The sequence below is a fragment of the Stenotrophomonas sp. IS26 genome, assembly GCF_054188265.1.
The window spans coordinates 75,054-97,911 of record NZ_JBSZJV010000008.1 but is presented as its reverse complement, the minus strand read 5'-3'; the positions used below and the strand labels follow the sequence as shown (position 1 = coordinate 97,911).

The 22,858-nt window shown below is 66.2% G+C and carries 21 protein-coding genes; 11 read left to right on the top strand and 10 right to left on the bottom strand.

Translation table 11 applies throughout. The annotated features are described in order from the left end of the window. Positions 1-88: 88 nt before the first annotated feature. Positions 89-1,432, bottom strand: a complete 1,344-nt coding sequence (locus ACW6W5_RS09455; RefSeq protein ID WP_152151203.1) for a peroxiredoxin family protein — start codon at positions 1,430-1,432, stop codon at positions 89-91. Positions 1,433-1,741: 309 nt separating this feature from the next. Here ACW6W5_RS09455 and ACW6W5_RS09450 point away from each other — a divergent pair, with 309 nt between their 5' ends. From ACW6W5_RS09450 to ACW6W5_RS09410, 9 genes are all read left to right on the top strand, one after another. Further along, a complete protein-coding gene (locus tag ACW6W5_RS09450; protein WP_152151205.1) occupies positions 1,742-2,350 on the top strand; it encodes a hypothetical protein in 609 nt (202 codons plus the stop codon). Positions 2,351-2,465: 115 nt separating this feature from the next. Beyond that, positions 2,466-3,506 carry a hypothetical protein gene (locus ACW6W5_RS09445; RefSeq protein WP_121037426.1) on the top strand — a complete coding sequence of 347 codons (1,041 nt, stop codon included), beginning with the start codon at positions 2,466-2,468 and terminating at the stop codon, positions 3,504-3,506. 354 nt (positions 3,507-3,860) lie between these two features. After that, positions 3,861-4,721: an STAS domain-containing protein gene (locus ACW6W5_RS09440; protein WP_121037423.1), complete on the top strand. Its 861-nt coding sequence runs from the start codon at positions 3,861-3,863 to the stop codon at positions 4,719-4,721. A gap of 1 nt (position 4,722) precedes the next feature. Continuing rightward, complete coding sequence (locus ACW6W5_RS09435; RefSeq protein ID WP_019184175.1) at positions 4,723-5,094, top strand: STAS domain-containing protein; 372 nt, start codon at positions 4,723-4,725, stop codon at positions 5,092-5,094. Continuing rightward, entirely contained in the window at positions 5,091-5,492 is a 402-nt protein-coding gene (locus tag ACW6W5_RS09430; protein WP_121037420.1) for an anti-sigma regulatory factor, read from the top strand. Before ACW6W5_RS09435 ends, ACW6W5_RS09430 begins: the two co-directional genes overlap by 4 nt. Next, complete coding sequence (locus ACW6W5_RS09425) at positions 5,483-6,499, top strand: ATP-binding protein (protein ID WP_152151207.1); 1,017 nt, start codon at positions 5,483-5,485, stop codon at positions 6,497-6,499. The genes ACW6W5_RS09430 and ACW6W5_RS09425 overlap by 10 nt, the downstream gene beginning before the upstream one ends. After that, positions 6,496-7,356, top strand: a complete 861-nt coding sequence (locus tag ACW6W5_RS09420) for a sensor histidine kinase (RefSeq protein WP_121037414.1) — start codon at positions 6,496-6,498, stop codon at positions 7,354-7,356. The genes ACW6W5_RS09425 and ACW6W5_RS09420 overlap by 4 nt, the downstream gene beginning before the upstream one ends. Next, positions 7,343-9,286, top strand: coding sequence for a response regulator (locus ACW6W5_RS09415; protein ID WP_152151209.1), 1,944 nt, complete (start codon positions 7,343-7,345; stop codon positions 9,284-9,286). The genes ACW6W5_RS09420 and ACW6W5_RS09415 overlap by 14 nt, the downstream gene beginning before the upstream one ends. A gap of 55 nt (positions 9,287-9,341) precedes the next feature. Next, entirely contained in the window at positions 9,342-10,130 is a 789-nt protein-coding gene (locus tag ACW6W5_RS09410) for a CHAD domain-containing protein (protein ID WP_152151211.1), read from the top strand. A 28-nt stretch (positions 10,131-10,158) separates the two neighbouring features. Here the strand turns inward: ACW6W5_RS09410 and ACW6W5_RS09405 are convergent, their stop codons facing one another. Then, the gene (locus ACW6W5_RS09405; protein WP_226956573.1) at positions 10,159-11,349 is read right to left on the bottom strand and encodes an MFS transporter; all 1,191 of its coding nucleotides are present in this window, start codon (positions 11,347-11,349) and stop codon (positions 10,159-10,161) included. A 20-nt stretch (positions 11,350-11,369) separates the two neighbouring features. Further along, complete coding sequence (locus tag ACW6W5_RS09400; RefSeq protein ID WP_152151213.1) at positions 11,370-12,398, bottom strand: alpha/beta hydrolase; 1,029 nt, start codon at positions 12,396-12,398, stop codon at positions 11,370-11,372. Between the two features lie 124 nt (positions 12,399-12,522). Here ACW6W5_RS09400 and ACW6W5_RS09395 point away from each other — a divergent pair, with 124 nt between their 5' ends. Beyond that, positions 12,523-13,416 carry a LysR family transcriptional regulator gene (locus tag ACW6W5_RS09395; protein WP_152151215.1) on the top strand — a complete coding sequence of 298 codons (894 nt, stop codon included), beginning with the start codon at positions 12,523-12,525 and terminating at the stop codon, positions 13,414-13,416. A gap of 8 nt (positions 13,417-13,424) precedes the next feature. Here the strand turns inward: ACW6W5_RS09395 and ACW6W5_RS09390 are convergent, their stop codons facing one another. The 3 genes from ACW6W5_RS09390 to ACW6W5_RS09380 all read right to left on the bottom strand — a co-directional run bounded on the left by ACW6W5_RS09390 (position 13,425) and on the right by ACW6W5_RS09380 (position 17,850). Further along, positions 13,425-16,169: a UvrD-helicase domain-containing protein gene (locus tag ACW6W5_RS09390; RefSeq protein WP_152151216.1), complete on the bottom strand. Its 2,745-nt coding sequence runs from the start codon at positions 16,167-16,169 to the stop codon at positions 13,425-13,427. Positions 16,170-16,314: 145 nt separating this feature from the next. Then, positions 16,315-17,529, bottom strand: coding sequence for an MFS transporter (locus tag ACW6W5_RS09385; RefSeq protein ID WP_121037395.1), 1,215 nt, complete (start codon positions 17,527-17,529; stop codon positions 16,315-16,317). A 153-nt stretch (positions 17,530-17,682) separates the two neighbouring features. Continuing rightward, entirely contained in the window at positions 17,683-17,850 is a 168-nt protein-coding gene (locus ACW6W5_RS09380; protein ID WP_193222750.1) for a hypothetical protein, read from the bottom strand. 186 nt (positions 17,851-18,036) lie between these two features. On the opposite strand from ACW6W5_RS09380, the gene ACW6W5_RS09375 reads away from it, so the two are divergent. Next, the gene (locus tag ACW6W5_RS09375) at positions 18,037-19,032 is read left to right on the top strand and encodes a GAF domain-containing protein (protein WP_226956574.1); all 996 of its coding nucleotides are present in this window, start codon (positions 18,037-18,039) and stop codon (positions 19,030-19,032) included. A gap of 29 nt (positions 19,033-19,061) precedes the next feature. Here ACW6W5_RS09375 and ACW6W5_RS09370 read toward each other — a convergent pair whose 3' ends face one another. From ACW6W5_RS09370 to ACW6W5_RS09355, 4 genes are all read right to left on the bottom strand, one after another. Further along, on the bottom strand, positions 19,062-19,301 hold the full coding sequence (locus ACW6W5_RS09370; RefSeq protein WP_152151218.1) for a DUF1653 domain-containing protein: 240 nt from the start codon (positions 19,299-19,301) through the stop codon (positions 19,062-19,064). Positions 19,302-19,365: 64 nt separating this feature from the next. Then, on the bottom strand, positions 19,366-21,120 hold the full coding sequence (locus tag ACW6W5_RS09365; protein WP_226956575.1) for a putative bifunctional diguanylate cyclase/phosphodiesterase: 1,755 nt from the start codon (positions 21,118-21,120) through the stop codon (positions 19,366-19,368). 140 nt (positions 21,121-21,260) lie between these two features. Then, positions 21,261-21,629, bottom strand: a complete 369-nt coding sequence (locus ACW6W5_RS09360) for a response regulator (RefSeq protein WP_121037386.1) — start codon at positions 21,627-21,629, stop codon at positions 21,261-21,263. After that, entirely contained in the window at positions 21,622-22,779 is a 1,158-nt protein-coding gene (locus tag ACW6W5_RS09355; RefSeq protein WP_152151219.1) for a two-component system sensor histidine kinase NtrB, read from the bottom strand. The genes ACW6W5_RS09360 and ACW6W5_RS09355 overlap by 8 nt, the downstream gene beginning before the upstream one ends. Between the last annotated feature and the right edge of the window lie 79 nt (positions 22,780-22,858).

Sequence of the window (22,858 nt, the reverse complement as noted above, 5' to 3'; positions counted from 1 at the left end):
TCGCCCGCGGCATCACGAAGAGGCCGTGCCGGGCAGGCAGCGCAGGAGCGGGTGAGCAACGGCCAGACGCGCTGGCCGCTGCAGCGGGTTACGGGGCGACCGCCAGTGATGCGGTCGTCGCCGGGGCGGCGGGAGCAGCGGCGCTGGCCGCGTACGGATCCGGTTCGGCGATCAGTCCGTCAAGCAGGCTGTTGAAGCGGGTCACGTAATCCCGGTGATACTCACCGGTGACCGTGCCGGTGTAGCCGGTATAGATCTCGCGGACCTTGCCGTCGCGGCCGATGATGATCGTGGTCGGGAAGGCGGCCATGTAATTGAGCCCCTTCAGTTTTTCGGTGGCGACTTTCTTGTCGGCGATACCACCGAACACGATGTCGTAACGGATGTCGAAATAATCCTTGAAGGTGGTCAGGGTCTTCTGGAAATAATCGAAGTTGTCTTCCTGCTCGAAGGCAACGGCCACCGCTTCCACCCCACGGTGATGGTTCTGCTTGAACCACGGCGCCAGGAAGTAGGTCTGGTCGGTGCAGTTGGGGCACCAGGTGCCGATCACTTCAACGATCACCACCTTGCCGCGGTACTTGTCGTCCTGCAGCGTGACCTGCTTGCCCTGCAGATCGGGGAAGCTGAAATCTATGCGGTCCTGGCCATCCTTGAGGAAGGTGAGCTTGTACGGATCGGGCAGCTCCACCTTGTCGCTCTTCTCGGCCTCGAACTTGACCACGTTGTAGATGCCGCTGCCGAACGCGCCCTGGATGTTGCCGTCTTCATCGATCGTGCCGCGGATCAGCAACGGGCTCGGCCCGCTGAAGCCGGACAGATAGAAGCGGTTGCCCTGTACGGTGCCTTCCAGCTCGCGGGTATCGCCGACGACGGTCATGAACACGCCCGAGAGGCGGTTTCCTTCCTGCTTGAGCAGGGCCACCTGGTTGCGCTTGTCCTGGCGGGCAGCCTTGTCGATGGTCTGCACGGCCCACTTGCCGCTGAGGTCCGCCGCCGGCGCCTCGTCCTGGCCGGGCTTGACGAAGCGCCATGCCGCGCCCTGTTCGGCGGTGAAGGCCAGGTTGCGCGCCCCGTTGCGGCTGGGCACCAGGTCCTTGTACTGGCCCACGAGGTGTTTGCCATCCTCGGAGACCTTGCCTTCCAGGACGGCGTCGTAGGTGTTCATCCTCACCGAGAACGTCCCGTCATCGCGCGGGGTGACCTTGAATTTGTCCGTGCGCGTGCCGTTGAGCAGGGTGAAGGTCGCGTCCTGCGCGCGCTTGCCCTTCACTTCGAAATTGAAGGGGATGGGGTCGCCATCGATGGTGAATTCGCCGCGCCAGACGCCTTCGGCAGGAAAGGGTGCCTTGGTCGCCGCCGATGCGGCGAAGGACAGGCTTGAGGCCAGGAACAGGGTCGCGACAACGCGACCGGATAATGCCAGTGTCATGAGAGTGCTTCCAGATAATCCCCTTGGACGCGCCAAGTCGCCGGCGATGCAGCCCCCGTTCCACTGCATCCGCTGAAAGGCCATCCCTGGCCGGTCACGTGCCATCCCTGGCGTGACTGGATTATTGCCACGTGAATGTCGTAAAAGTTCATCGCCGCTTGGTACGCATGTTCATCAGCATATTCACAGGCGCGACGATGGCAGGCTGATAACCGTTTTGATATCAGCGGATTTGCCGCTGTGCACGACATCGAAGACCATGGTGGCCTGAGCTGTTCGGCCGCGGGCCGATAAAGGAGGGAGGTCATCGTGACGCCAAGGGAAGGTATCCAAGTCTCGGTCTACACCCGCTGGCACCAGCTGGCAGTGCCGCTCGCATTCGCGTTGGCGGCGGGCAGTTTCATGTTCATCGTGCTCAATCGCGGCCCGGTGGGCGTCGCCATCCTGGTGGCGATGCTATGCCTGGTGCTGCCACCGCTGCTGGCCTTCCAGGGGTTCCCGACGCGCAACGAAGTGATGGTCCTGCCCGACGGTTTGATGTTCTCGCGGCGCGATGCGGTGCCCTTCGATGAGCTGTCCAGCTGGGGCACCGATGACTATCTGAAACTGGTGCGGCCGGGCCGGGCGACACTGATGGTGAGTGCGGCCGATCTGCAGAGCCGTGATCGCTTGCTGCGCGAATTCGACCAGGCGCTGTCGACCTGGCAACGCCAGCAGCCAGCGGTCAGCGAGCCGATCCGCCGCACGCACTTCTATGGCTCCGCGCGTGCGGCCGCCATCGGCGCGGTGATCATCGGATTGGGCGCGCTGTGCATGGTGATGGCATTGCGGCTGCGTGAGCCGTCCATCGAACTGGCGGCTGTCGGTGCGCTGGGTGGGCTGGTCGGTGTGATCATGCTGCTCGGTCGCCGGGTCTGATCAGGCCTGGTGTCCACACCGTCTTGTTTTCAGCGTCTCGCATATTTCACGAGCTGAAGCGCAGCCTGCCGATGCGAGCTGCGTCCGCAGCGCATGAAAAGGAGTGCCATACGCTATGAATACCCGAGGCGATTACGCCCACCCCGAGCCCGTCGCTGCGGCGACCGTGGCCGTGGTCACCCCACCGCCGGTGGTGGATCTTCCGCGCGACAGCGCCGTGTCATGGGGTGCGATCCTGGCCGGTGCGATTGCTGCGGCCGCGCTTTCGTTGATCCTGGTGATTCTCGGCGTGGGCCTGGGCCTGTCGTCCGTCTCGCCGTGGTCGTTTGAAGGCGTGACGGCCGAGACGTTTGGCTGGTCCAGCATAGCCTGGTTGACCTTCACCGCCATCGCAGCCTCCGGTCTGGGTGGCTATCTGGCCGGTCGCCTGCGCACGAAGTGGAGCAACCTACACGGCGATGAAACCTACTTCCGCGATACCGCGCATGGTTTCGTGTCGTGGGCCGTGGCCACGCTGCTGACGGCCGCGCTGCTGACCTCTGCGATCGGCGGCATTCTCGGTGCCGGTGCCAAGGTGGCTGGTGCTACCGCAGGTGCGGCAGCCTCCACTGCGGGTGGTATCGCCGCCGCGGGTGCGGGCTCGGCCGCGATGGGCAGTGACCAGGGGGACGTGCAGTACTGGGTGGATTCGCTGTTCCGCGCCAACCCGACCGCGGCGCAGCCCGCGCCGCCGGCCGGCCCGGCCGATGCAGCGGCACTGTCGGCACCGCCAGTCAATGGCGCACCGCCGCCGCCGCGCCCGATGCCGGGTGCAGACCGCCGTCCGGACAGTCGTGAGGTGCGCACCGAGGTCAACCGCATCATCGTCAACAGCCTCAAGTCCGACACCATGGACCCTGCCGATACGCAGTACCTGGGTCAGCTGGTGGCGGCACAGACGGGCATGAGTCAGGCCGAAGCCCAGGCCCGCGTGACCGATGTGCAGACCCGCCTGCGTGCGGCCCTGGACAACGCCAAGCAGCAGGCCAAGCAGGCGGCGGACGATGCCCGCAAGGCCACCGCTTACGCTGCGCTGTGGCTGTTCATCACGCTGCTCATCGGTGCCTTCATTGCCAGCCTGAGTGCCACCTGGGGCGGCCGTCGCCGCGACCTGTGAACCTGATCATCCAAAGAAAGGAAACACCATGAAGTACATTCTGCTGTGGATGCTCGGCATTCCGATTCCGCTGCTGCTCCTGTTCGCGCTGCTGCGCTGACCGCTCCACCATCAGGCCGCCTTAGGGCGGCCTGATGCGTTATGGCGGGCTGCCCATGGAGGGGCGCTACGCGCACCGCCTATCGCAACAATCTGAATGAGTCAGGGAGGTGCACGGAACCTTCACGCCATCGGCATCTGCCGTCATGCCCAATCTTCCTGAAGTCATTTAAGCTTTGAAGATTGCGACCCCCATTCATATCGGTGATGGGTCGCCAGCCCACCCGGTGTATCCCTTCTTTCAGGACCCTTTCCATGGCGGCTTTGCAGCAGCGCACGATCGATCTCATCCGCAGCCATCAGGAGCCCCTGCTGGCCGCATGGGCCGGCAATCTGGCCGGTTCCAGCCAGGCGCAGGACGGCCGGCTGTCGTCCCGCGAGCTGGACAGCCAGGTCCGCGAATTCTGGCGCCTGTTCCTCGATGCGGTGTCGGCCACCGACGTCAGCTCGATTGCACGCGTGGAGTGGCAGGACATCCGCCGCTTCCTGGAAGAACTTTCCCGCGAGCGCGTGCTGAAGGGATTCAACTCGTCGGAGACCGCGAGCTTCATCTTCTCGCTCAAGCGACCGCTGTTCGACGTGATCCAGCAGGGGTATGCCAATGACCCGGCGCAGCTGGGCGACCAGCTGTGGGCGATCTCCGAGCTGATCGATCAGCTGGGGCTGCACACGGTCAGCGTGTTCCAGAAAACCCGCGAAGACGTGATCCAGCGCCAGCAGGAAGAAATGCTCGAGCTGTCCACGCCCGTGGTGAAGCTGTGGGACGGTGTGCTGGCGCTGCCGATGATCGGCACGCTGGATTCGCAGCGCACCCAGGTGGTGATGGAGTCGCTGCTGCAGCGCATCGTGGATACCGGTTCTGAAATCGCCATCATCGATATCACCGGCGTGCCGACCGTGGATACGCTGGTGGCCCAGCATCTGCTGAAGACCGTCACCGCCATCCGCCTGATGGGCGCCGATGCGATCATCAGCGGCGTGCGACCGCAGATCGCCCAGACCATCGTGCACCTCGGGCTGGACCTGCAGGGCATCGTGACCAAGGCCAATCTGGCCGACGCACTGGCGCTGGCGCTCAAGCGCACCGGCCAGACCGTCACCCGGACCGCCCGCTGAAATGGAGCGCATCCCGATCCTGCAGATGGGCGATCTGCTGCTGGTGACGATCCAGGTGGACATGCATGATCAGCTCGCGCTGACGCTGCAGGACGACCTCACCGAGAAGATCCGCAGCACCTCCGCGCGCGGTGTGCTGATCGACATTTCCGCACTGGATATCGTCGATTCGTTCATCGGCCGCATGATCGCCACCATTTCGTCGCTGGCCCGGATCATGGATGCCACCACGGTCGTGGTGGGCATGCAGCCGGCCGTGGCGATCACGCTGGTGGAGCTGGGCCTTACCCTCAGTGGCGTGCGCACCGCGCTCAATGTGGAGCGGGGCATGAAGCTGCTGCAGCGTACCGACGAAGACGAAGCTGCCTCATGAGTGCGTCCAGTGGTTCGCTGCCGATCCGCATCGAGCAGGATGTCGTACTGGCCCGCCAGGCCGCGCGCCAGATCTGCGTGGCCTGCAAGCTGCGTCTGATCGACCAGACCAAGCTGGTCACGGCCGCCAGCGAGCTGGCCCGCAACGCCGTGATCTACGGCGGCGGCGGAACCATGGATTGGGAGGTCGTGGAGAAAGGCCTGCGCAAAGGCGTCCGGCTGGTCTTCGCCGACAACGGGCCCGGCATCCCTGATGTCGCGCAGGCCCTTACCGATGGCTGGTCATCCGGCTCGGGCATGGGCCTGGGGTTGTCCGGTTCGCGCCGCCTGGTGGATGAATTCGAACTGGAGAGTGCGCCGGGGCAGGGCACCCGCATCACGATCACCAAATGGAGCTGAACTTCGCCGGCCAGGTAACGCGGGTCGTGCTGGTCGAAGAAACCTCCCAGGTCGGACAGGCCCGGCGCGAAGCGCTGGCGCTGGCCGATCATGTCGGCCTGGACGAAATGGACGCCGGCCGCGCGGCGTTGGTGGCCACGGAGATGGCGACCAACGTGCTCAAGCATGGGCGCGGCGGACGCATGTATCTGTCCGTGGTCTGTGGCCGCGGCGGCAACGGTGTGGAGCTGTGCACCGTGGACACCGGTCCGGGCTTTTCCCTGGCCGAGTGTCTTCCAGACGGCTACTCGACCGGGGGCACCCAAGGGCTGGGGCTCGGTGCGATCCAGCGCCAGGCCACCGTGCTGGATGCCTGGTCCGATGCCAAGGGGGCGGTGGTGGTGGCGCGGATCTACGCCAGCCGCGCGCCACGCGATATCGATGTGGCCTACGGCGCGCTGCGCATTCCGATGCGGCACGAGCTGGCGTGCGGCGATGCATGGCATATCCGCGCCGACGGACAGACCGTCGCGGTGACCGTGATCGATGGCCTCGGCCATGGACTGCCCGCCGCCGATGCGTCGCGGGCCGGCGTGGAGGCGGTCGCGCACACGGCCGCGGGCGGCGCAGCCGCGTTGATCGGCGTCCTGCACGCGGGCATGTCCGGCACCCGGGGCGGTGCAGCAGCCGTTGCCTGCGTGGACGTGGCCACCCTGCAGGTGGAGTTTGCCGGTATCGGCAATATCGCCGCGAGCCTGTGCGAGCCCACCGGTTCGCGTGGGTTGGCCTCACACCCGGGTATCGTGGGCGTGCAGTACCGCAAGGCACAACCATTCCATTTTCACGCCGCGGCAGGCACGCTGCTGGTCATGCATAGTGATGGCCTGCAGGCGCGCTGGAGCCTGCGTGACTACCCCGGTCTGCTGCACCGCCACCCGGCATTGATCGTGGCGGTGCTGCAGCGTGATTTCGATCGTGGCCGGGATGACGCCGGCATTGTTGCCCTGCGTCTTGGAGATCTGCATTGAGCGCTTCACCCGATGATCAGGAGCTGCAACGGCTGCGTCTGGAAGCCGATGCGCTGCGCGCTGAGTTGGATGAAACCAATCAGGGGGTGCTCGCCTTGTATGCCGAGCTGGACGAGCAGGCCGAGCAACTGCGCGAGGTGTCCGAGCTGAAGAGCCGGTTCCTGTCGTACATGAGCCATGAGTTCCGCACGCCGCTGGGCTCGATCCTGAGCATGACGCGCCTGTTGGAGGACGGCATGGATGGCCCGCTGACCGAGGAGCAGCGTCGGCAGGTGCGCTTCATCAGCGCCTCGACCAGTGAACTGCGCGAGATGGTGGACGACCTGCTGGATCTGGCCAAGATCGAGGCGGGGCGGATCACCATTTCGCCGGCCTGGTTCGACCTGATGGATCTGTTCTCTGCGCTGCGTGGCATGTTCCGCCCGCTGGTGGAGGGCAATCAGGTGGACCTGGTATTCGAAGACCCGCCGGTCATGCCGCTGCTCTATACCGACGACAAGAAGCTGGCGCAGATCCTGCGCAACTTCATTTCCAACGCATTGAAGTTCACGCCCAATGGCCAGGTGGTGGTATCCACCCGGCTGGAAGGTGAGAGCGCCGTGCGCTTCAGCGTGCGCGACACCGGCATCGGTATCCCCGCCGAACTCCAGTCGACCCTGTTCGAGGATTTCGTGCAGGTGGATACACCGCTGCAGAAGCGCCTGCGCGGAACCGGCCTTGGTTTGTCCCTGTGCAAGCGATTTGCCGAGCTGCTGGGTGGGCATGTCGGGGTTGAGAGTGACATCGGCAAAGGCTCGGACTTCTATGTCGTACTGCCGCTGACACTGGCCACGGAGGCCACGCATGCCCAGTCCTGATCGCATCCTGGTGGTGGATGACAATGTGGCGACCCGTTACGCGGTGCGCCGCGTACTTGAGCACCACGGGTTCCATGTCGAGGAAGCGGGCACCGGCGGTGAGGGACTCACACGCCTGGCCGAACATGATTTCGGCGCGCTGGTGCTGGATGTGAACCTGCCGGACATGAGCGGCTTCGATGTGGTGCGCCAGCTGCGTGAGGACGCGCGGCTGCAGTTGCTTCCGGTCGTGCACGTCTCGGCCGCATCCATCGCCACCGGTGACATGATCACCGGCCTGAACGCCGGCGCCGATGCCTATCTGATCCATCCGGTCGATCCGGATGTGTTGTTGGCCACGCTGCGCAGCCTGCTTCGCGCCCGCCGGGCCGAAGAGGCGCTGCGCGAGACCGAGGCGCGGTTCCGCGAGATTTTCCGCCATATCAATGCCCCGATCGCGGTACTGGATGCGTCACTGAACGCACACGATGCCAACGATGCGTTCACCCGTCTGCTGGGCCAGCAGGCAGGGCCAGGTCAACTCGATCAGCTGCTGCAGGATCAGGTCGTCCCGCTCAGTGCGTTGAAAGTCGCGCTGGCCGAAGGCGAACGGTGGCAGGGAACCTTCAGCCTTCGGGTCGGCGGTGCCGTGCGCATGACCGAGTGGCGGGTGACCCCGTACCAGGCCGCAGGGCAGGGCCTGGTGCTGATCGAAGACACCACCGAACACCATGCGCGTGCCAACGAGCAGCGCCAGGAACTGGAGAGCGCAACCTCTGAGCTTGCCTTCCAGATCGCCGAGCGCGAGCGCACCGAGATCGAGTTGATGCAGGCGCAGAAGATGGACGCGCTGGGCCAGCTCACCGGCGGCATCGCGCACGATTTCAACAACCTGCTGACCACGATCATCTCCGGGCTGGACATGATCGAGATCGCCGCCTCCAGCGGTAAATGGGACAAGGCTTCGCGCTATGTCGAGATCGCGACGGGCTCGGCACACCGTGCCGCCGCGCTGACCCAGCGCATGCTGGCGTTTGCCCGCAAACAGCCGCTCGATCCGCAGACCTTCGATGTCGTGGCGCGGGTGCGCTCGCTGGAAGACATGCTGCAGCGATCGATCGGTGAGAACATCGAAATCGAGCTGGAACTGGGCGTTGAACCGCTGATCGCGGTCGCCGACCCGAACCAGTTCGAGAACGTGATCCTCAACCTGGTCATCAACGCCCGCGATGCACTGGCGGGCCAGGGGCTGATCCGCATCCGCGCCGGACGTGCCCAGATCGAGCGCGACCATGAGCTTGCGCCTGGCCACTACATCACCGTGACCGTGCTCGACAATGGCGTCGGCATACCCGCGGAGCTGTTGACCAAGGTATTCGAGCCCTTCTTCACCACCAAGCCGCAGGGCGAGGGGACCGGGCTGGGGCTGTCGATGACCTATGGGTTCGCGCGCCAATCCGGCGGCAGTGCGCGCATCGCCAGCGAACGGGGCGAGGGCACCGAGATCGAGCTGCTGCTGCCCGAGGGGCAGCTCCAGTCTGCGGCCCACGACACATTGGCACCCGCACAGCTGACCCGTGGCAGCGCCGAGCGGATTCTGCTGGTGGACGATACCGATTCGGTCCGCATGATGGTCCGGGAGATGCTGGTGGAGGCCGGTTATCAGGTCGTTGAGGCCATCAATGCACAGCAGGCCCTGTTGGAACTGCATTCGGACCGCGAGCTGGACCTGCTGCTGTCCGATGTGGGGCTGCCGGGCATGAACGGCCGTGAGCTTGCCGACGCAGCACGGGTATTGCGCCCGCATTTGCCGGTGCTGTTCGTCACCGGTTACACAGAGAGTGCGGCCGTCCGCAATGAGTTCCTGGGGCAGGGCATGTCGTTGCTGCCCAAGCCGTTCAGCGTGAACGAGCTGCTTCGGGGCGTGCGGCAGATGTTCAACCCGGGCTGAGCTGGCGGACCGCCGGCATGGGTACAATCCCCCGACGCCTCCGGGGGAAACCGCCATGTCGCCACCCGCCATCGGCCCTGCCGCCCGCGCACTGGCAGACCGTGAGTGCAGGGCCATCGCCGCTGCGCTGGCGCTCCAGCCCGATGTCCACGATGCCGTGCATCGGGCGCGCAAGACGATACGCCGCCTTCGCGCGCTGCTCGCCGTGCTGGAGAGCAGCGACCTTGAGACCGCCCGGACTGACGCGGCCCTGCGCCGGCTCGGCCACGGGTTGTCGGCCTTGCGCGATGCCCATGTGGTGGTGGAGACCTGCCAGCACCTCGCCGCGCAGCAGCCCGCCCCGCCGTGGTCAGAGGTGTGCAGGCGGTTGATGGCGCGGCGCGACGTATTGCTCGCCCGGGCGCTGGCGCGCGACCCGGCGTTTGCACGTCGTCACGCGGCGCTGCTGCGTATCGCCGGTGAACTCCAGGCGCAGCCATGGGACGCGCTGAGTGCGCGCGATCTCCGCAAGGGTCTGGCCCGCAGCGAACGCCGTACTGCCAAGGCGGAGAAGCGCGCCGCCCGCACCGCAGATCCGCAGGACCTGCATCGCTGGCGGCGCAGAGTGCGTCGCCTGCGGATGCAGCTGGAGGCGATGCCCGCACTGGACAGTGCGCTCGTGGCCTCGGTCAAACGGACAGGACCGGGCCACCAGGCGCGCGCGCTGCATGCGCTGGGTGATCAGCTTGGCAGGCAACAGGACCTGCGGATGGTCCGCAACCTGGTGCGGGTGATGCCGGGCGTGCCGGAACGGCGTGGGTTGCTTGCGCAGATCGATGCTGCACTGGCCGCTGCGCGCGGCTGAGCGGTGGCCGCCGGCGCCACGACAATGATCATGTCGCCAGTGCGGCACCGCGGTGACTGGCGTGCCGGGCAAGCACCGCGACCCACATCGAAGCCATCAACACCCCGGCGCTGGCGATGAACGTGGCGCGATAGCCGAGCCCGTCAAACAGCACGCCGCCCAGGGTGGCGCCCAGCGCGATCGCCATCTGTACAACGGCCACCATCAGCCCACCGGCGGCTTCTCCATCGCGTGGCAGCGTCCTGGCCAGCCAGGTCCACCACGCAACCGGTGCCGAGGTGCCGAACAGACCCCACAGGCCAAGCAGTATCGCCGTCAGCGGCAGCGCCGGGTCCGCCAATGCCAGGGCCAGGGCCAACGCCGCCATCAGCAACGGAAGCACAATCAAGGTGACATACAGCCAGTTCTTCACGAACGGCTCGATCAACACGGTGCCGATCACCCCGGCACCGCCGATCATCAGCAGGATCAGCGACAGCGTCGAGACGGTGATGCCGCCCACTGTCTCCAGATAGGGCCGCAGGTAGGTGAATAGTGCGAACTGCCCCATGAAGAACAGACAGGTGGCGAGCATCCCCAGCGCCACAACGCGGTGCCGGAGCAGCCCGAGCACGTTCCATGAGGCGGGCGCACCGGTTGCCTCCATGCGCGGCAGTGTCGCCATCTTCCACAGCAGGGCGGCAAAGGCCACGGGCACCAGCAGGAAGAACGCGCCGCGCCAGCCGACCACGGCACCGAAGTAGCTTCCCAGCGGTGCCGCCACCACCATGGCCAGGGCACTGCCGCCATTGACCAGCGCCAGCGCGCGCGGCACCTGGTGTGGTGGTACCAGGCGCATGGCAGTGGCCGCCGACATCGACCAGAAGCCACCGATCGCGATGCCGATCAACGCGCGCCCGACCATGAAGGTGGTGAAGTCGGGGGCCAATGCGGCGAGCGTCGCCGACAGCATCATGGTCACGGTAAGCGCGAGCAGCAGCCGCTTGCGATCGACCCCGCCGGCGAGAGGCGCGATGATCAGGCTGGTGACCAGTGCGAAGGCGCCGGAGACGGCGACGGCCTGACCGGCCTGCCCCTCGCTGACGTGCAGATCGCGCGCCAGCGGAGTGAGCAGGCTCACCGGCATGAACTCGGCGGCCACGAGGGCAAACGCACCGAGGGACATCGCCAGCACGCCGCCCCATTGGCGGGCGGTGGCATTCACCGGCGGTGAGGGCACGAGCACGTCCTGATGCCGGTTCAATGCAGGTTGGCGCGGAAGAACTGCGTCAACGTATCGAACGGGATCAGGTCCACCCGGTCGTACAGGTCCACATGGCCGGCGCCCGGCACCACGACAAGCTGCTTGGGCTGCCCGGCCAGGCGGTAGGCCTCTTCACTGAACTCCCGCGAATGGGCGGTCTCACCGGTGACGAACAGCATCGGGCGCGGCGAGATCGTCTCGATATCTGCGAACGGATGGAAGTTCAGGAATTTCAGGTTGCTGGTGAGGGTAGGGTGCGTGGTCAGCTCGGGCGACGAACCGGCCGGCGTGTACTCACCCCGCGGCGTGCGGTAGAAATCGTAGAACTCGCGTTCGATCGGCGAGGAATCCGCATCGATCCGATGCACCGAGCCGCTGGTGTAACGGGGCGGCTGGCCGGCGAATTCGGCATCGCGATGGGCGACGGCAGCGGCGATGGCGGCTTTGCGCTGTTCCACGGTGACGGCATGGCCCAATCCATTGCGGTTGGCGCCGCCCATGTCATACATGCTGATCGTGGCGATGGCCTGGATCCGCGGGTCGATCTTGGCGGCACTGATCACGAAGCTGCCGCTGCCACAGATGCCGATGGCACCGATGCGGTCTTTGTCCACGAACGATTGCGCGCGCAGGAAATCGACGGCGGCGCTGAAGTCTTCGGCATAGATGTCGGGCGACACTGCATTGCGCGGTTCACCTTCGCTTTCGCCCCAGAACGACAGATCCAGCGACAAGGTAATGAAGCCCTGCTCGGCCATGCGGGTGGCATAGAGGTTGGCGCTCTGTTCCTTTACCGCACCCATCGGGTGACCGACGACAATCGCGGCGTGCCGGGTGGAACGGTCCAGTGCCTTGGGCACGAACAGATTGCCGGCGACCTGCATGCGGTACTGGTTTTTGAACGTGACCTTCTGCACGGTCACCTGGTCACTGGTGTAGAAGTTGTCTGCGCCGTGGGACATGTCGGCTCCTGAGGCAAGCAAGGGAAGGATCAGCAGCGCCAACAGCGCCAGGGTCTTGTTCATCGGCGTCCAGAGAGAGGTGGGGAGGCCGGACCAGTCTGCCGGGGCGGCAGGGCGTTGATTAGATAACGAATGAAGAAGGGGGTATGCAGCTTTACTAATCAATCCGCCGTGGCAGACTGCGCCCATGGCACGCCGCAACCTCAATGATCTGCTCGCCTTCGTCACGGTCGCCCGGGAGGGCAGTTTCACGCGGGCGGCCAGTGTGCTCGGGGTGACTCCCTCGGCACTGAGCCAAGCCCTCAAGGCCCTGGAAGAACGGCTTGAGATACGCCTGCTCACCCGCACCACGCGCAGCGTGTCAGCCACCGCCGCCGGGGAGCGATTGCTGGCGGCGATCGGCAACCGGTTCGATGAGATCGAGGCTGAGCTGGATGCCCTGACCGAGCTGCGCGACAAACCCGCGGGCCTGGTGCGGCTGACCAGTGGCGATTTTCCGTTGAAGACCCTTCTGCTGCCGAGGCTGACGCCGCTGCTGCAGGACTACCCGGACATCGGCATCGAGTTCGATGTCAGCTATGGGCTCCGGGATATCGTTGCCGACCGTTTCGATGCCGGCGTGCGCCTGGGCGAGAGCATCGACAAAGACATGATCGCCGTACCGATCGGCCCGCCGCTGCGGATGGCGGCGGCGGCCTCTCCAGCCTATTTCGCCTCCCGGCCCGTGCCCACGGTGCCGGCCGAACTGACGGCGCACCGCTGCATCAACATGCGGTTCCCGACCCGTGGCGGGCTGTATGCCTGGGAATTCGAACGCCGGGGGCGTGCGGTCAACGTGCGTGTGGATGGACAGCTGACCTTCAACACCTCGCCGCACATGGTGCTGGCCGCGCTGGACGGCCTGGGCATCGCCTTCCTGCCGGAAGACGAGTTCGCCCCCCACCTGGCGCAGGGGCGCCTGGTGCGCGTGCTGGAGGACTGGTGCCCGCCGTTCCCGGGCTACCACCTGTATTACCCCAGCCGCCGCCAGCATTCTCCCGCCTTCGCGCTGGTGGTCGAGGCGCTGCGCATGCAGCGGTAGCGCATCGCTCAGGCTCCCGCGACCGTACGCAAGCCGGCATGGCCCCCTGTCTTCGGCGGCTTGTATTCGCAGCGTGGATACGCCGAGCAGGACTGGAACGCGCCATACGGCCCGGTGCGCGGCACGATCACGCCCACCTTGCAGGCAGGGCAGGCCTGTTCGTGGATCGTTTCACCGGCCATGGATGTCACGCGTACCGCGCCGTCGTTGACCAGTTCGGTCAGGAACGCCGAGCGTTTGCCCTGCACGGTGAACATCGCCACCGAACGGCGCGCGCGCGTCAGCGCGACGTAAAACAATCGGCGTTCCTCACCCAGCGGGTACGCATCGCCGTCCGGCATCGCCAGCGCCAGTACGGGGTCATCCGCGCGGGCATTGGGGAAGCGGCGATCCAGCATGCCGGGCAGGATCACGTAGTCCGCCTCCATGCCCTTGGACCGGTGTACGGTGAGGAAGCTCACCTCCATGTGCTGCCCATGGCGTGCCCGCCATGTGGTCGGCAGCATCGCGCGGTCTGCGTTGTAACGGCCGAGTACGAATACCGTGACCTTGCCGTCATGGCCTGGTGGCACCTGACCTGTCAGCAACTGCTGGTGCAACTGGGCCAGATACTGCTCGACCGCGCCGGCCAGCCGGTCGCGCGAGGCCACCTGGAAGGCCTGCAGCACCGCGCCATACGCCGGGGTGAGCGAGTGGACCTGCTTGGGTATCTGCGCTGGATTGCGTGACACGAACGCACTGGAAACATCGCACAGCGCCTGCGGGCAGCGGAACGTCTGTTCAAGCTTGAGCACCTGGCCCGGGCCGAACCAGTCCAGGAAGCCGGTCATCACCGAGACGTCCGCGCCGGCAAACCGGTTGATCGACTGCCAGTCGTCGCCGACCGCGAACAGATGCTTGCCAGGCGCCTGCACCAGCGCGCGGCACAGACGGGCCCGGGCGCGCGAGGCATCCTGGAATTCGTCGGCCATCACCAGATCGAACGGGGCGACATAGCGGCCCTGTTCCAGGTGCTCGGCAGCCTGGTTGAGCATGTCCTCGAAGTCGATGCCGCCCTCGGCGACCAGCGCATCGTCCCAGCCGTCCAGGATCGGAATGATCAGCTCGAGAAACAGGCGGTAACGGTGCTTGAAGTGATCCTCGGGCAGCCGACGCAGCCGCTCGACCATGTCCTGCACGTGCAGGCCGTTGCTCTTGGCGTGGCTGATGAAGGTCCGGACCAGGCCGATCAGGTCGGTATCCGGCATCGGTGTCGCGCCGCCCTCGGGCAGTTCGCGGTCGGGATTCGGGTCGAGTTCGAGACCGCGCTGCGACAGCGCATCGCCCAGCCGCAGGAACAGTTCGCCCGTGCGCAGTTCGTGCGAGGTGGTCTCGATCCGGTCGGTGCCGTGGGAGCGCTGATGGCCAGCTGGAGGCGCCGGCGATTGGCCGTGTCCCTCCGGGGCGAGGTGGTCGTGGTTCAGCGCAATGCCGGGGTAGCAGAAATCCGGCCGGTACTGGCGGTATTCGTCCGTGCCGGCATCGAAGGCGTGCCGCCGGGCATAGGCGTAATCCACGCCGTTGTAGAACAGCCAGTCCGCGATCACGCATTCTTCGATGCTGCGCACGCGCTCGCCCTGAAGCGTACGCACGTAGACCTGCCCATCCTTGTCCCATTCCTCTGCCTCCAGCGGCCCGCCGGCAACGGGCAGATCACGGCCGAACACCAGCCGGAACAGGTCCCACTGGGTACGGAAATGGAGGGAGCGATCCTTGAGCTGGTCGATGATCTCGGCCAGCCGGTGGAAGCCCTGCGTGGCATCCACGGCCCACTCCGGCACCTGCGGCATCCGCCCCGTGGCCTGGGCGATGATGTGCCGGCCCAGCGCGTGGAACGTACGCGCCTCCACCCGGACCTCGCCCAGGCCGAGGCGATGGAACGCGCGATCGGCGCGTGCCTGCAGTTCCGTGGCGGCCTCCTTGTTGAAGGCGAGCATGACGATGCGCTCGGGCGCGACCAGCCCGCGTTCGATCGCGTACGCCGCCTTGGCCACCATCGTCGAGGTCTTGCCCGAACCCGCTGCGGCCACCACCTGGACGCGGTTGTCGAAGCAGATCACCGCGCGGGCCTGCTCATCGGTGAGCGGGCGGCTTTCCACGTGATCCAGCAGCGCACGGCTGGCCATCCGCTCGCGCACCTGATGCGCCTCATTGCGGCGCGCCCACGTCGCTGGCCAGTCGGCCAGCCACCGCATCAAGGTTGCTTCGATCGCAGCGGGATCACCGTCGAGTTGGCTGCGCAGTGCGGCGTTGTCGAACACCGCCCACAGCGCCTCTTCCTCGAGTGGCAGGGTGGGGCGCGCCTGCAGCAGCGCCTGCTGCTGCTCGTGGGTCAGCCACAGCGCTTCCTCGTCGGCCCGTTCGGTGGCGGTCTGCACCTGGCCAAGCCAGCGCTGGATCGCGGCGTGGGCCTGCTGGAACAGAGCGACATGGTCGCGCTGGCGCTGTTCACCGCGCAGCTCGGCCAAGGTGCAGGCCAACTGTCGAGCCGCAGCCGTGTTCAAGCCGCCAAGCGTCAGCGGGGCATGCCCGTCGCGGTGCAGGGTAAGCCGTGCCCAGGGCAGGCGCGGGTGCACCTGCAGTGCCTCCAGCGGCGCGGGGCAGGGGCGACCGTCAACGGTCAGGACCAGCTGGTCGTCTTCCAGGCGCAGGTGCCAGTGCGGTGATCGCGTGAGGCGTTGACCCCAGTCGCTCGGGGCCCATTCGTACGTCATCGGTGTATCCAGGTGCGGCCATCGTTGCGGCCGTGGCCGGAACAGCACGGGTGGCGCGGTTTGATCGGATGCCCATGATAGGGGAAATAAAAAAAATCCCTGCCTGGGCAGGGATTCGAATTGGCCGACGGGGCTGGCGGTGCGCTTACTGCTGCAGCACCGGCACGCTGCGCGAGCGGCGGTCCACCAGCATCGCCACGCCCCATAGCAGCAGGCCGCCCAGCGCGGTGGCGGCGCCGACGTAACCGGTCACCGCCGGGCTGAAGCCGGCGCCGATCGCCATGCCGCCGAACCACGGGCCCAGTGCGTTGGCGGTGTTGAACGCCGCGTGGTTGGAGGCGGCCGCCAGCGTCTGCGCTTCGCCGGCCACATCCATCAGGCGGGTCTGCAGTACGGCCGCCAGGGCGCCCATGGTGCCGACGGCGATGATCATCGGGAACACGCTCCACACCGACTGCGCGGCCAGCGGGAAGGCGAGCAGCACCAGGATCGACCACACCAGCACTACCGCCGCAGCGCGGAACTGGAAGCGGTCCACCAGCCAGCCACCGGCTACGTTGCCGATGATCGCGCCGATACCGAAGATGCCCACGGCCAGCGGCATCCACGATTCGGCCAGGCCGGTGACCTGCACCAGGGTCGGGGCGAGGTAAGTGAACACGCAGAACATGCCGGCAAAACCGACCGAACCGATCGCCAGCGCCAGCCACACCTGGGTGCGGTTGAAGGCGCGCAGTTCGCGCATCGGCGAGGTGCGGACTTCATCCGGATCGGGCAGCAGGAAGCGCGCGATCATCACCACGGTGGCGATCGCCAGCACGCTGACCACCGCGAACGCAGTGCGCCAGCTGAGCTGCTGGCCGAGCCACGTGGTCAGTGGGTTGCCGACCAGGATGGCAACGGACAAGCCGAGCAGCACCTTCGATACCGCCGCGCCGCGTTGGGCCGGGGGACTGATCGCCGCAGCCACCAGCATTGCTACGCCGAAATACGCGCCATGCGGCAGACCGGCGACGAAGCGGGCCAGCAGCATCGTGCCGTAGTTCGGCGCCAGCGCGCTGGCCAGGTTGCCGATGGCATAGAACCCCATCAGTGCCAGCAGCAGGTTGCGGCGGGCGAAGCCGGCACCGGCGAAGGCCAGCACCGGTGCGCCGACCACCACGCCGACGGCGTAGGCACTGATCAGGTGGCCGACCTGGGTCTCGCTGATGGACAGTCCGCGGCTGATTTCCAGCATCAGCCCCATGCTGGCGAACTCGCTGGTGCCGATGGCGAAGCCGCCCAGCGACAAGGCCAGCAGGATCAGAGTGCGCTCGCGCGGCGAGAGCCGGGCGGCCAGAGGGACGGAGGAGGAGCTCATGCAGGCGGCGGCGTCGATCGGGGAAGCGCGGCATTGTACTGCTGCGGCGCAACATTAATCAGTGGGGCGCATGGAACGCTGGATTCGCACCCCCGCTGGTCGCACCGCCGATGCCCCCGTGTATCCCAGGCGGACGCTGCTTATCGCTCCCATTCACGGATACGGCGCGACCCTGAACGGTTGCGGTTCGGGCGCGGGTGGCGGAATACGGTCGCCGTGGACGCGGCTGAGAATCTCATTGGTCCATCGCTGCTCCGCCACGAGCTGCCGCAGCAGCGCCTTGATCCCGAAGATGGCGAACGGAACGACGATCCACAACACCCCAAGCAGGCCCCTATCGAAACGTCCTTGTGGTTGGAGGGGGCGTCCGTTGGATGAGAGCGTCAGCGGTCCGCCTCCGGGCCGGATCGGCAGCCGATCACGGCCGGTCTCGCCCATTCATGCGACAATTTCGCTCCAAAGCCACCCCTTCGATGGCTGCGCAGTGCCGCCAGAGAGGTTGTTGCGATGTCCACCCGTCCGGGCTTTCCCGCCCTCATCGGTTTTGATCTGCCCGGTCCGCAAGCGGGCACGGCGCCGCAGCGCGTGATTGTGACCGCGCTGCTGGATGACACCCCACGCAATGACTGGATGCGAATGCTGCATCGTCTGGCCTGGCCATTGCTGCGGGTGGATCACGGCGTGGAGCAGATCCGCCTGGTCGGGGAGGGTATCCATTTCGTCGGTGCCATTGCCGATGCCAGGGCGTTGTCGGCCGCCGTGCGCGGCCTGTTCAACGAGGTCAACGCGAAGGTGCTCAACCGTCGGCTTGCCGCGCTGGACAACCCGTTGGACGATGATGGTCCCGGCATGGCGCCGGCGGCATCGCTTGCCCATTCCACGGATCCGCGCCTGGATGACGTGGCCGCTTTGATGGCCATGCCGGCGGTGCCGGGCATGCTGGAACTGGCCAGTGCGATGACCGGCATGCGCTTCGTCGCGGTGGCGCGCGTCACTGCAGACCGCTGGACCGCCTGCGCCGTGCATGATCGTCTTGATTTTGGCTTGCGACCCGGCGATGACCTCGTGCTGGAAACCACCATCTGCGATGAGATCCGCGAACATCGCCATCTGGTGCAGTTCGATCAGGCCAGCACCCACCCGGTGTTCTCGAGCCATCCCACGCCGGCGCTGTACGGGTTCGAAAGCTACATTTCGGTGCCGATGTTCCGCCGCGACGGCGGTTTTCACGGCACCCTGTGCGCGCTCGATCCGAATCCCTCCAGGCTCGATGGCGCTACGGTGAAAGCCTTCGAGGTGCTGGCCGGTGTGATCGGCGCGCACCTGGATGTCCCGGAGGCGCAGGGTGAGGCAGGGCAGGCGGTGGTCAGCATGGCCGAGGCGCTGTCGCTGCTGTCGCGCCAGGTCGATGCACTGGATGCCGCGACGCTGCCGGCGCAGTTCCGCGCGGTGACGGCGCGGTTGCGTGAACTGGTGGATGGGCGTGGGGCCGCGTTGAGCTGATCGCACGGTATGGGCGAACCGGTCGCCTTTCAGTCCTTTGCTTCAACCCGCGCGAAACGCGCACGCCACTGCCCCTCCACCTCCACCTGTGCCACGAACATCTCGTACGGGCGCACCCACAGGCCGACCTGCGAATCCAGCGGCCGGTAGAGCACCATCGGCGCCAGCGTTTCGCTATGGCGGACGATACCGATGACCTCGTAGTTGCCGCCTTTGAAATGGCGGTAATGGCCGAGCGGCAGGGTGGGCAGCGGGGTGAGATCGGTCATGGTCTGGCAGCGAGGCAGGCGGGCTGGCCATTATCGCCCGGGCTGCCGATCGCGTCGCGGGGTCTCAGCCGGCATCCGGCAAGGGACCCGCGCGGCAGCCACTGACCAGCTGCAGCACCGCGTCAGGGTGCATGGGGCGCGCGAGGTGATAGCCCTGTGCTTCGTCGCAGCCCCACAGCCGCAGCAGCGAGAGTTCGGCTTCGTTCTCCACGCCTTCGGCCACCGTGCGATACCCGAGCTGCCGCGCGAGCTTGATGATGGCCTCCACTTTCAGCCGCGCGGTGCGTGAGTGCGCCAGCCCGGTGACCAGCGTCTGGTCGATCTTGATGTGGCTGATCGGCACCTCGCTGAGGTAGCCGAAATTGCTGTAGCCGCTGCCGAAGTCGTCAATCGCGATGGGCACGCCGGCCGCCGCCATGTCGCGCAGTTGCGGCAACGCCGCGGGGTGGTGATTGAGCCATTGGCCTTCGGTGATCTCGATCTCGATCAGGCCGGGGGCGAGCCCGTAGGCGTGCAGTCGCTCGGACAGCACGCTCCATACACACTGATCATCGAAGTCGCGCGGGGAAAGATTGATGGAGAGGCTGAAGCCGGGCACGCGCTCCTGCCATTGCGCGGCCTGGGCCAGGGCGTGATCGATGACCCAGCGGCTGATCGCGGGCATCAGCGCGGTGCGCTCGAGCACCGGGATGAATTCGCCGGGGCTGATCGGGCCGAGCATCGGGTGGGTCCAGCGCAGCAGCGCCTCGGCCGATACCGGCAGCCCGTCGAGCAGATCGAAGCGTGGCTGGTACACCAGGCTGAACTGGTGCTGGGCCAGCCCGCGCCCGGCGTCGGAGGCCAAGCGGTAACGCCGGCGCAGGGCATCGTCGCGTTCCTGCGAGTACCAGCACAGGCAGGCATCGGTCTGGATGGCGTGGTGCATGGCGACCAGGCATTTGCGGACCAGATCCGCGGTCTGGCCCGGTACGGGGAGGAAGTCGCATACACCGGCATGGAACTGCGGCGACATCGGAATGCGGCCAGCCATCAGCGGCCGGCGCATGCGGACGCGCAGGCGGTCAAGCAGTGCTTCGGTCTGGTGATGCGAGTGGTCCGGCAGCAGGAAGGCGAAGCGGGTCACCCCCACGTGATAGACCTGTGCGATATCGCGCAGCACGTCCTGCACCCGCAGCGCCGCTTGGCGCAGCAAGGTTTCCACCGGCTTCATGCCCAGCGCCTGGCCGGCCTCGTTGGCACTTTGCAGATCGAATACATCCAGCAGCACGGCGGTGAATGCATGCGCCTGGCCACGGCGGGACAGGGCATTGAGGTCAGCCTGGAACTGCTGCCGATTGGGCAGGCCGCTGATCTGCTCGCGCCGGCCCAGCGACATCTTCAGCTCCATCTGCGCGACCACCACCCGTGACAGCGTCTGCAGCTGCAGCTGTTCTTCGGCCGACAACTGACGGGGCTCACGGCCCATGATGCACAGTGTGCCAAGTGCGATGCCGGCCTTGGTAACCAGCGGGGCGCCGGCGTAGAAGCGCAGCTGCTGCGGGCCGGTCACCAGGGCATTGTCGGCAAAACGCGAATCCAGGCGCAGGTCCGTCACCTGCAGCACGTCGCTGGCGCCCAACGCCCAGGCGCAGATCGATGCGTGCCGTTCGTTGCGGGTGAGCGTCAGCCCGACGCGCGAGATGATGTGCTGGTGCTCGGCATCGAAGATGGACACCAGCGCGATCGGAACGCCGAAGGTAAACGCCGCCAGTTCGGTGATCGGGTCCAGCGCAGTACCCAACGCAGGGTCCATCACGTTGAGCGCTTCGATCAGCGCCATCCGATCTACATCATCACTTCTGTCCAGCATCTACCGCGCCCTGTTCCGACTACACCACGACTATCCCCAGTGGAATGCAGAACCGATGTGAAGCATGAGCGGCGCGGATGAAGCGTTCACGCTGGCGGCATTGCGCTCGCTCAGCAGGGCGCGACCGGTGACTGCAGCAACGTCACCAGCTGGCGAAGACGATACGGTTTGGGCAGGAATTCGACATGCTCGGGCAGCGGCGGCAGCTGCGAGCGGGCGTAACCGGAGGCCAGGATGATGCGCGCATTGGGCAGTACATCGGCCACATGCTCGCTCAACTCAACACCACTCATGCCGTTGGGCATGCTGATATCGCTGAACACCACATCGAACCCGCCCGGGTCCTGCATCAGCCGCAGCGCGGCCGGGCCGTCGTCGGCGGTGTGGATTTCGATACCGAAGTCCTGCAGCGCCTGGCCGATCAGTTCACGCAGGTCCTGCTGGTCTTCGACCATCAATACGCGTAGGGGCTCAGACATGCTCGACTTCCTCAATGACAGGTAACAACAGACGGACGGTGGTCCCGCGTCCGGGGGCGGTTTGTACGTCGACGAAGCCGTCGCACTGGGAAACGAAGCCGAACACCTGGCTCAGCCCCAGTCCGCTGCCTTTGCCGATTTCCTTGGTGGTGAAGAACGGCTCGCTGGCGCGCTCGGCGATGTCCGGGGGCATGCCATTGCCCTGATCGGTCACCGCGATGGCGACATAGTGGCGGCGCATGGGCTGGGACAGATCCGGCGCCAGCCGCTGTTCGACCTCGGCCGTGATCGTGACCGTGCCGCCCTGGGGCATCGCTTCGCCGCTATTGAGCACCAGATTCAACACGGCGCTGTGCAACTGTACGCCATCGGTGACGATCGGGGGCAGATCCGAGGTCAGATCCAGCTGCACCTCGATGCCCGTCGGGCAGGCGCGGCGCAGTACGGGCAGGGCATCGAGCAGGAAGTCCTGCACCACGATCGGCTCGCGCACCAGCGTCTGATCAGCGGAGAAGGCCAAGAGTTGGCGGGTCAGCAGCGAGCCGCGGTCGGCGGCGGCATGGGCCAGGTCCACCAGCTCCTGGGTACGCCCGTCGGCGCCGGGGCGCAGGGCGATCAGATCCAGGGCGTTGCCGATGGTGGTCAGCAGGTTGTTGAATTCATGGGCCAGGCCGCGGGTCAGCCGGCCCACATTGTCCAGTTGGCGCTGCTGCACGTGCGCGCGCTGCGCATCCTGCAGCAGGCGCTGGGCCTGGTAGCGTTCGGTGACATCCTGGGTGACCTTGACGAAACCGAGCAGGCAGCCGTCTTCGCGGACAGGTTCGATCACCTCGCCGGCGCGGAACCGCTCGCCGTTGCAGCGCACCCGCCAGCCTTCACCGACGAAGCGGCCATGGTCCCGCGCGTACGCCAGCGCCTGCTCCGGGACGCCCAGCTGCTGGTCTTCGGGGGTATAGAACAGGCTTACGTGCTTGCCGATGACGGCCTCGGCGGCATAGCCCTTGACCCGTTCGCAGCCACGGTTCCAGCTGCAGATACTGCCCTGCGTATCGAGCAGATAGATCGCGTGATCGCTCACGTTGTCGATCAACAGCTTCAGCTGCCGGCTTTCGTCGGCGAGCGGTGCAACGCTGGATACGGCCTGGACCACGACGGTTATCGACTCCCCCGATAAGGGACCGAACCGTAGGGGCGTCCATGTGAAGAAAGTGTCAAGAACGTGCGTCAAA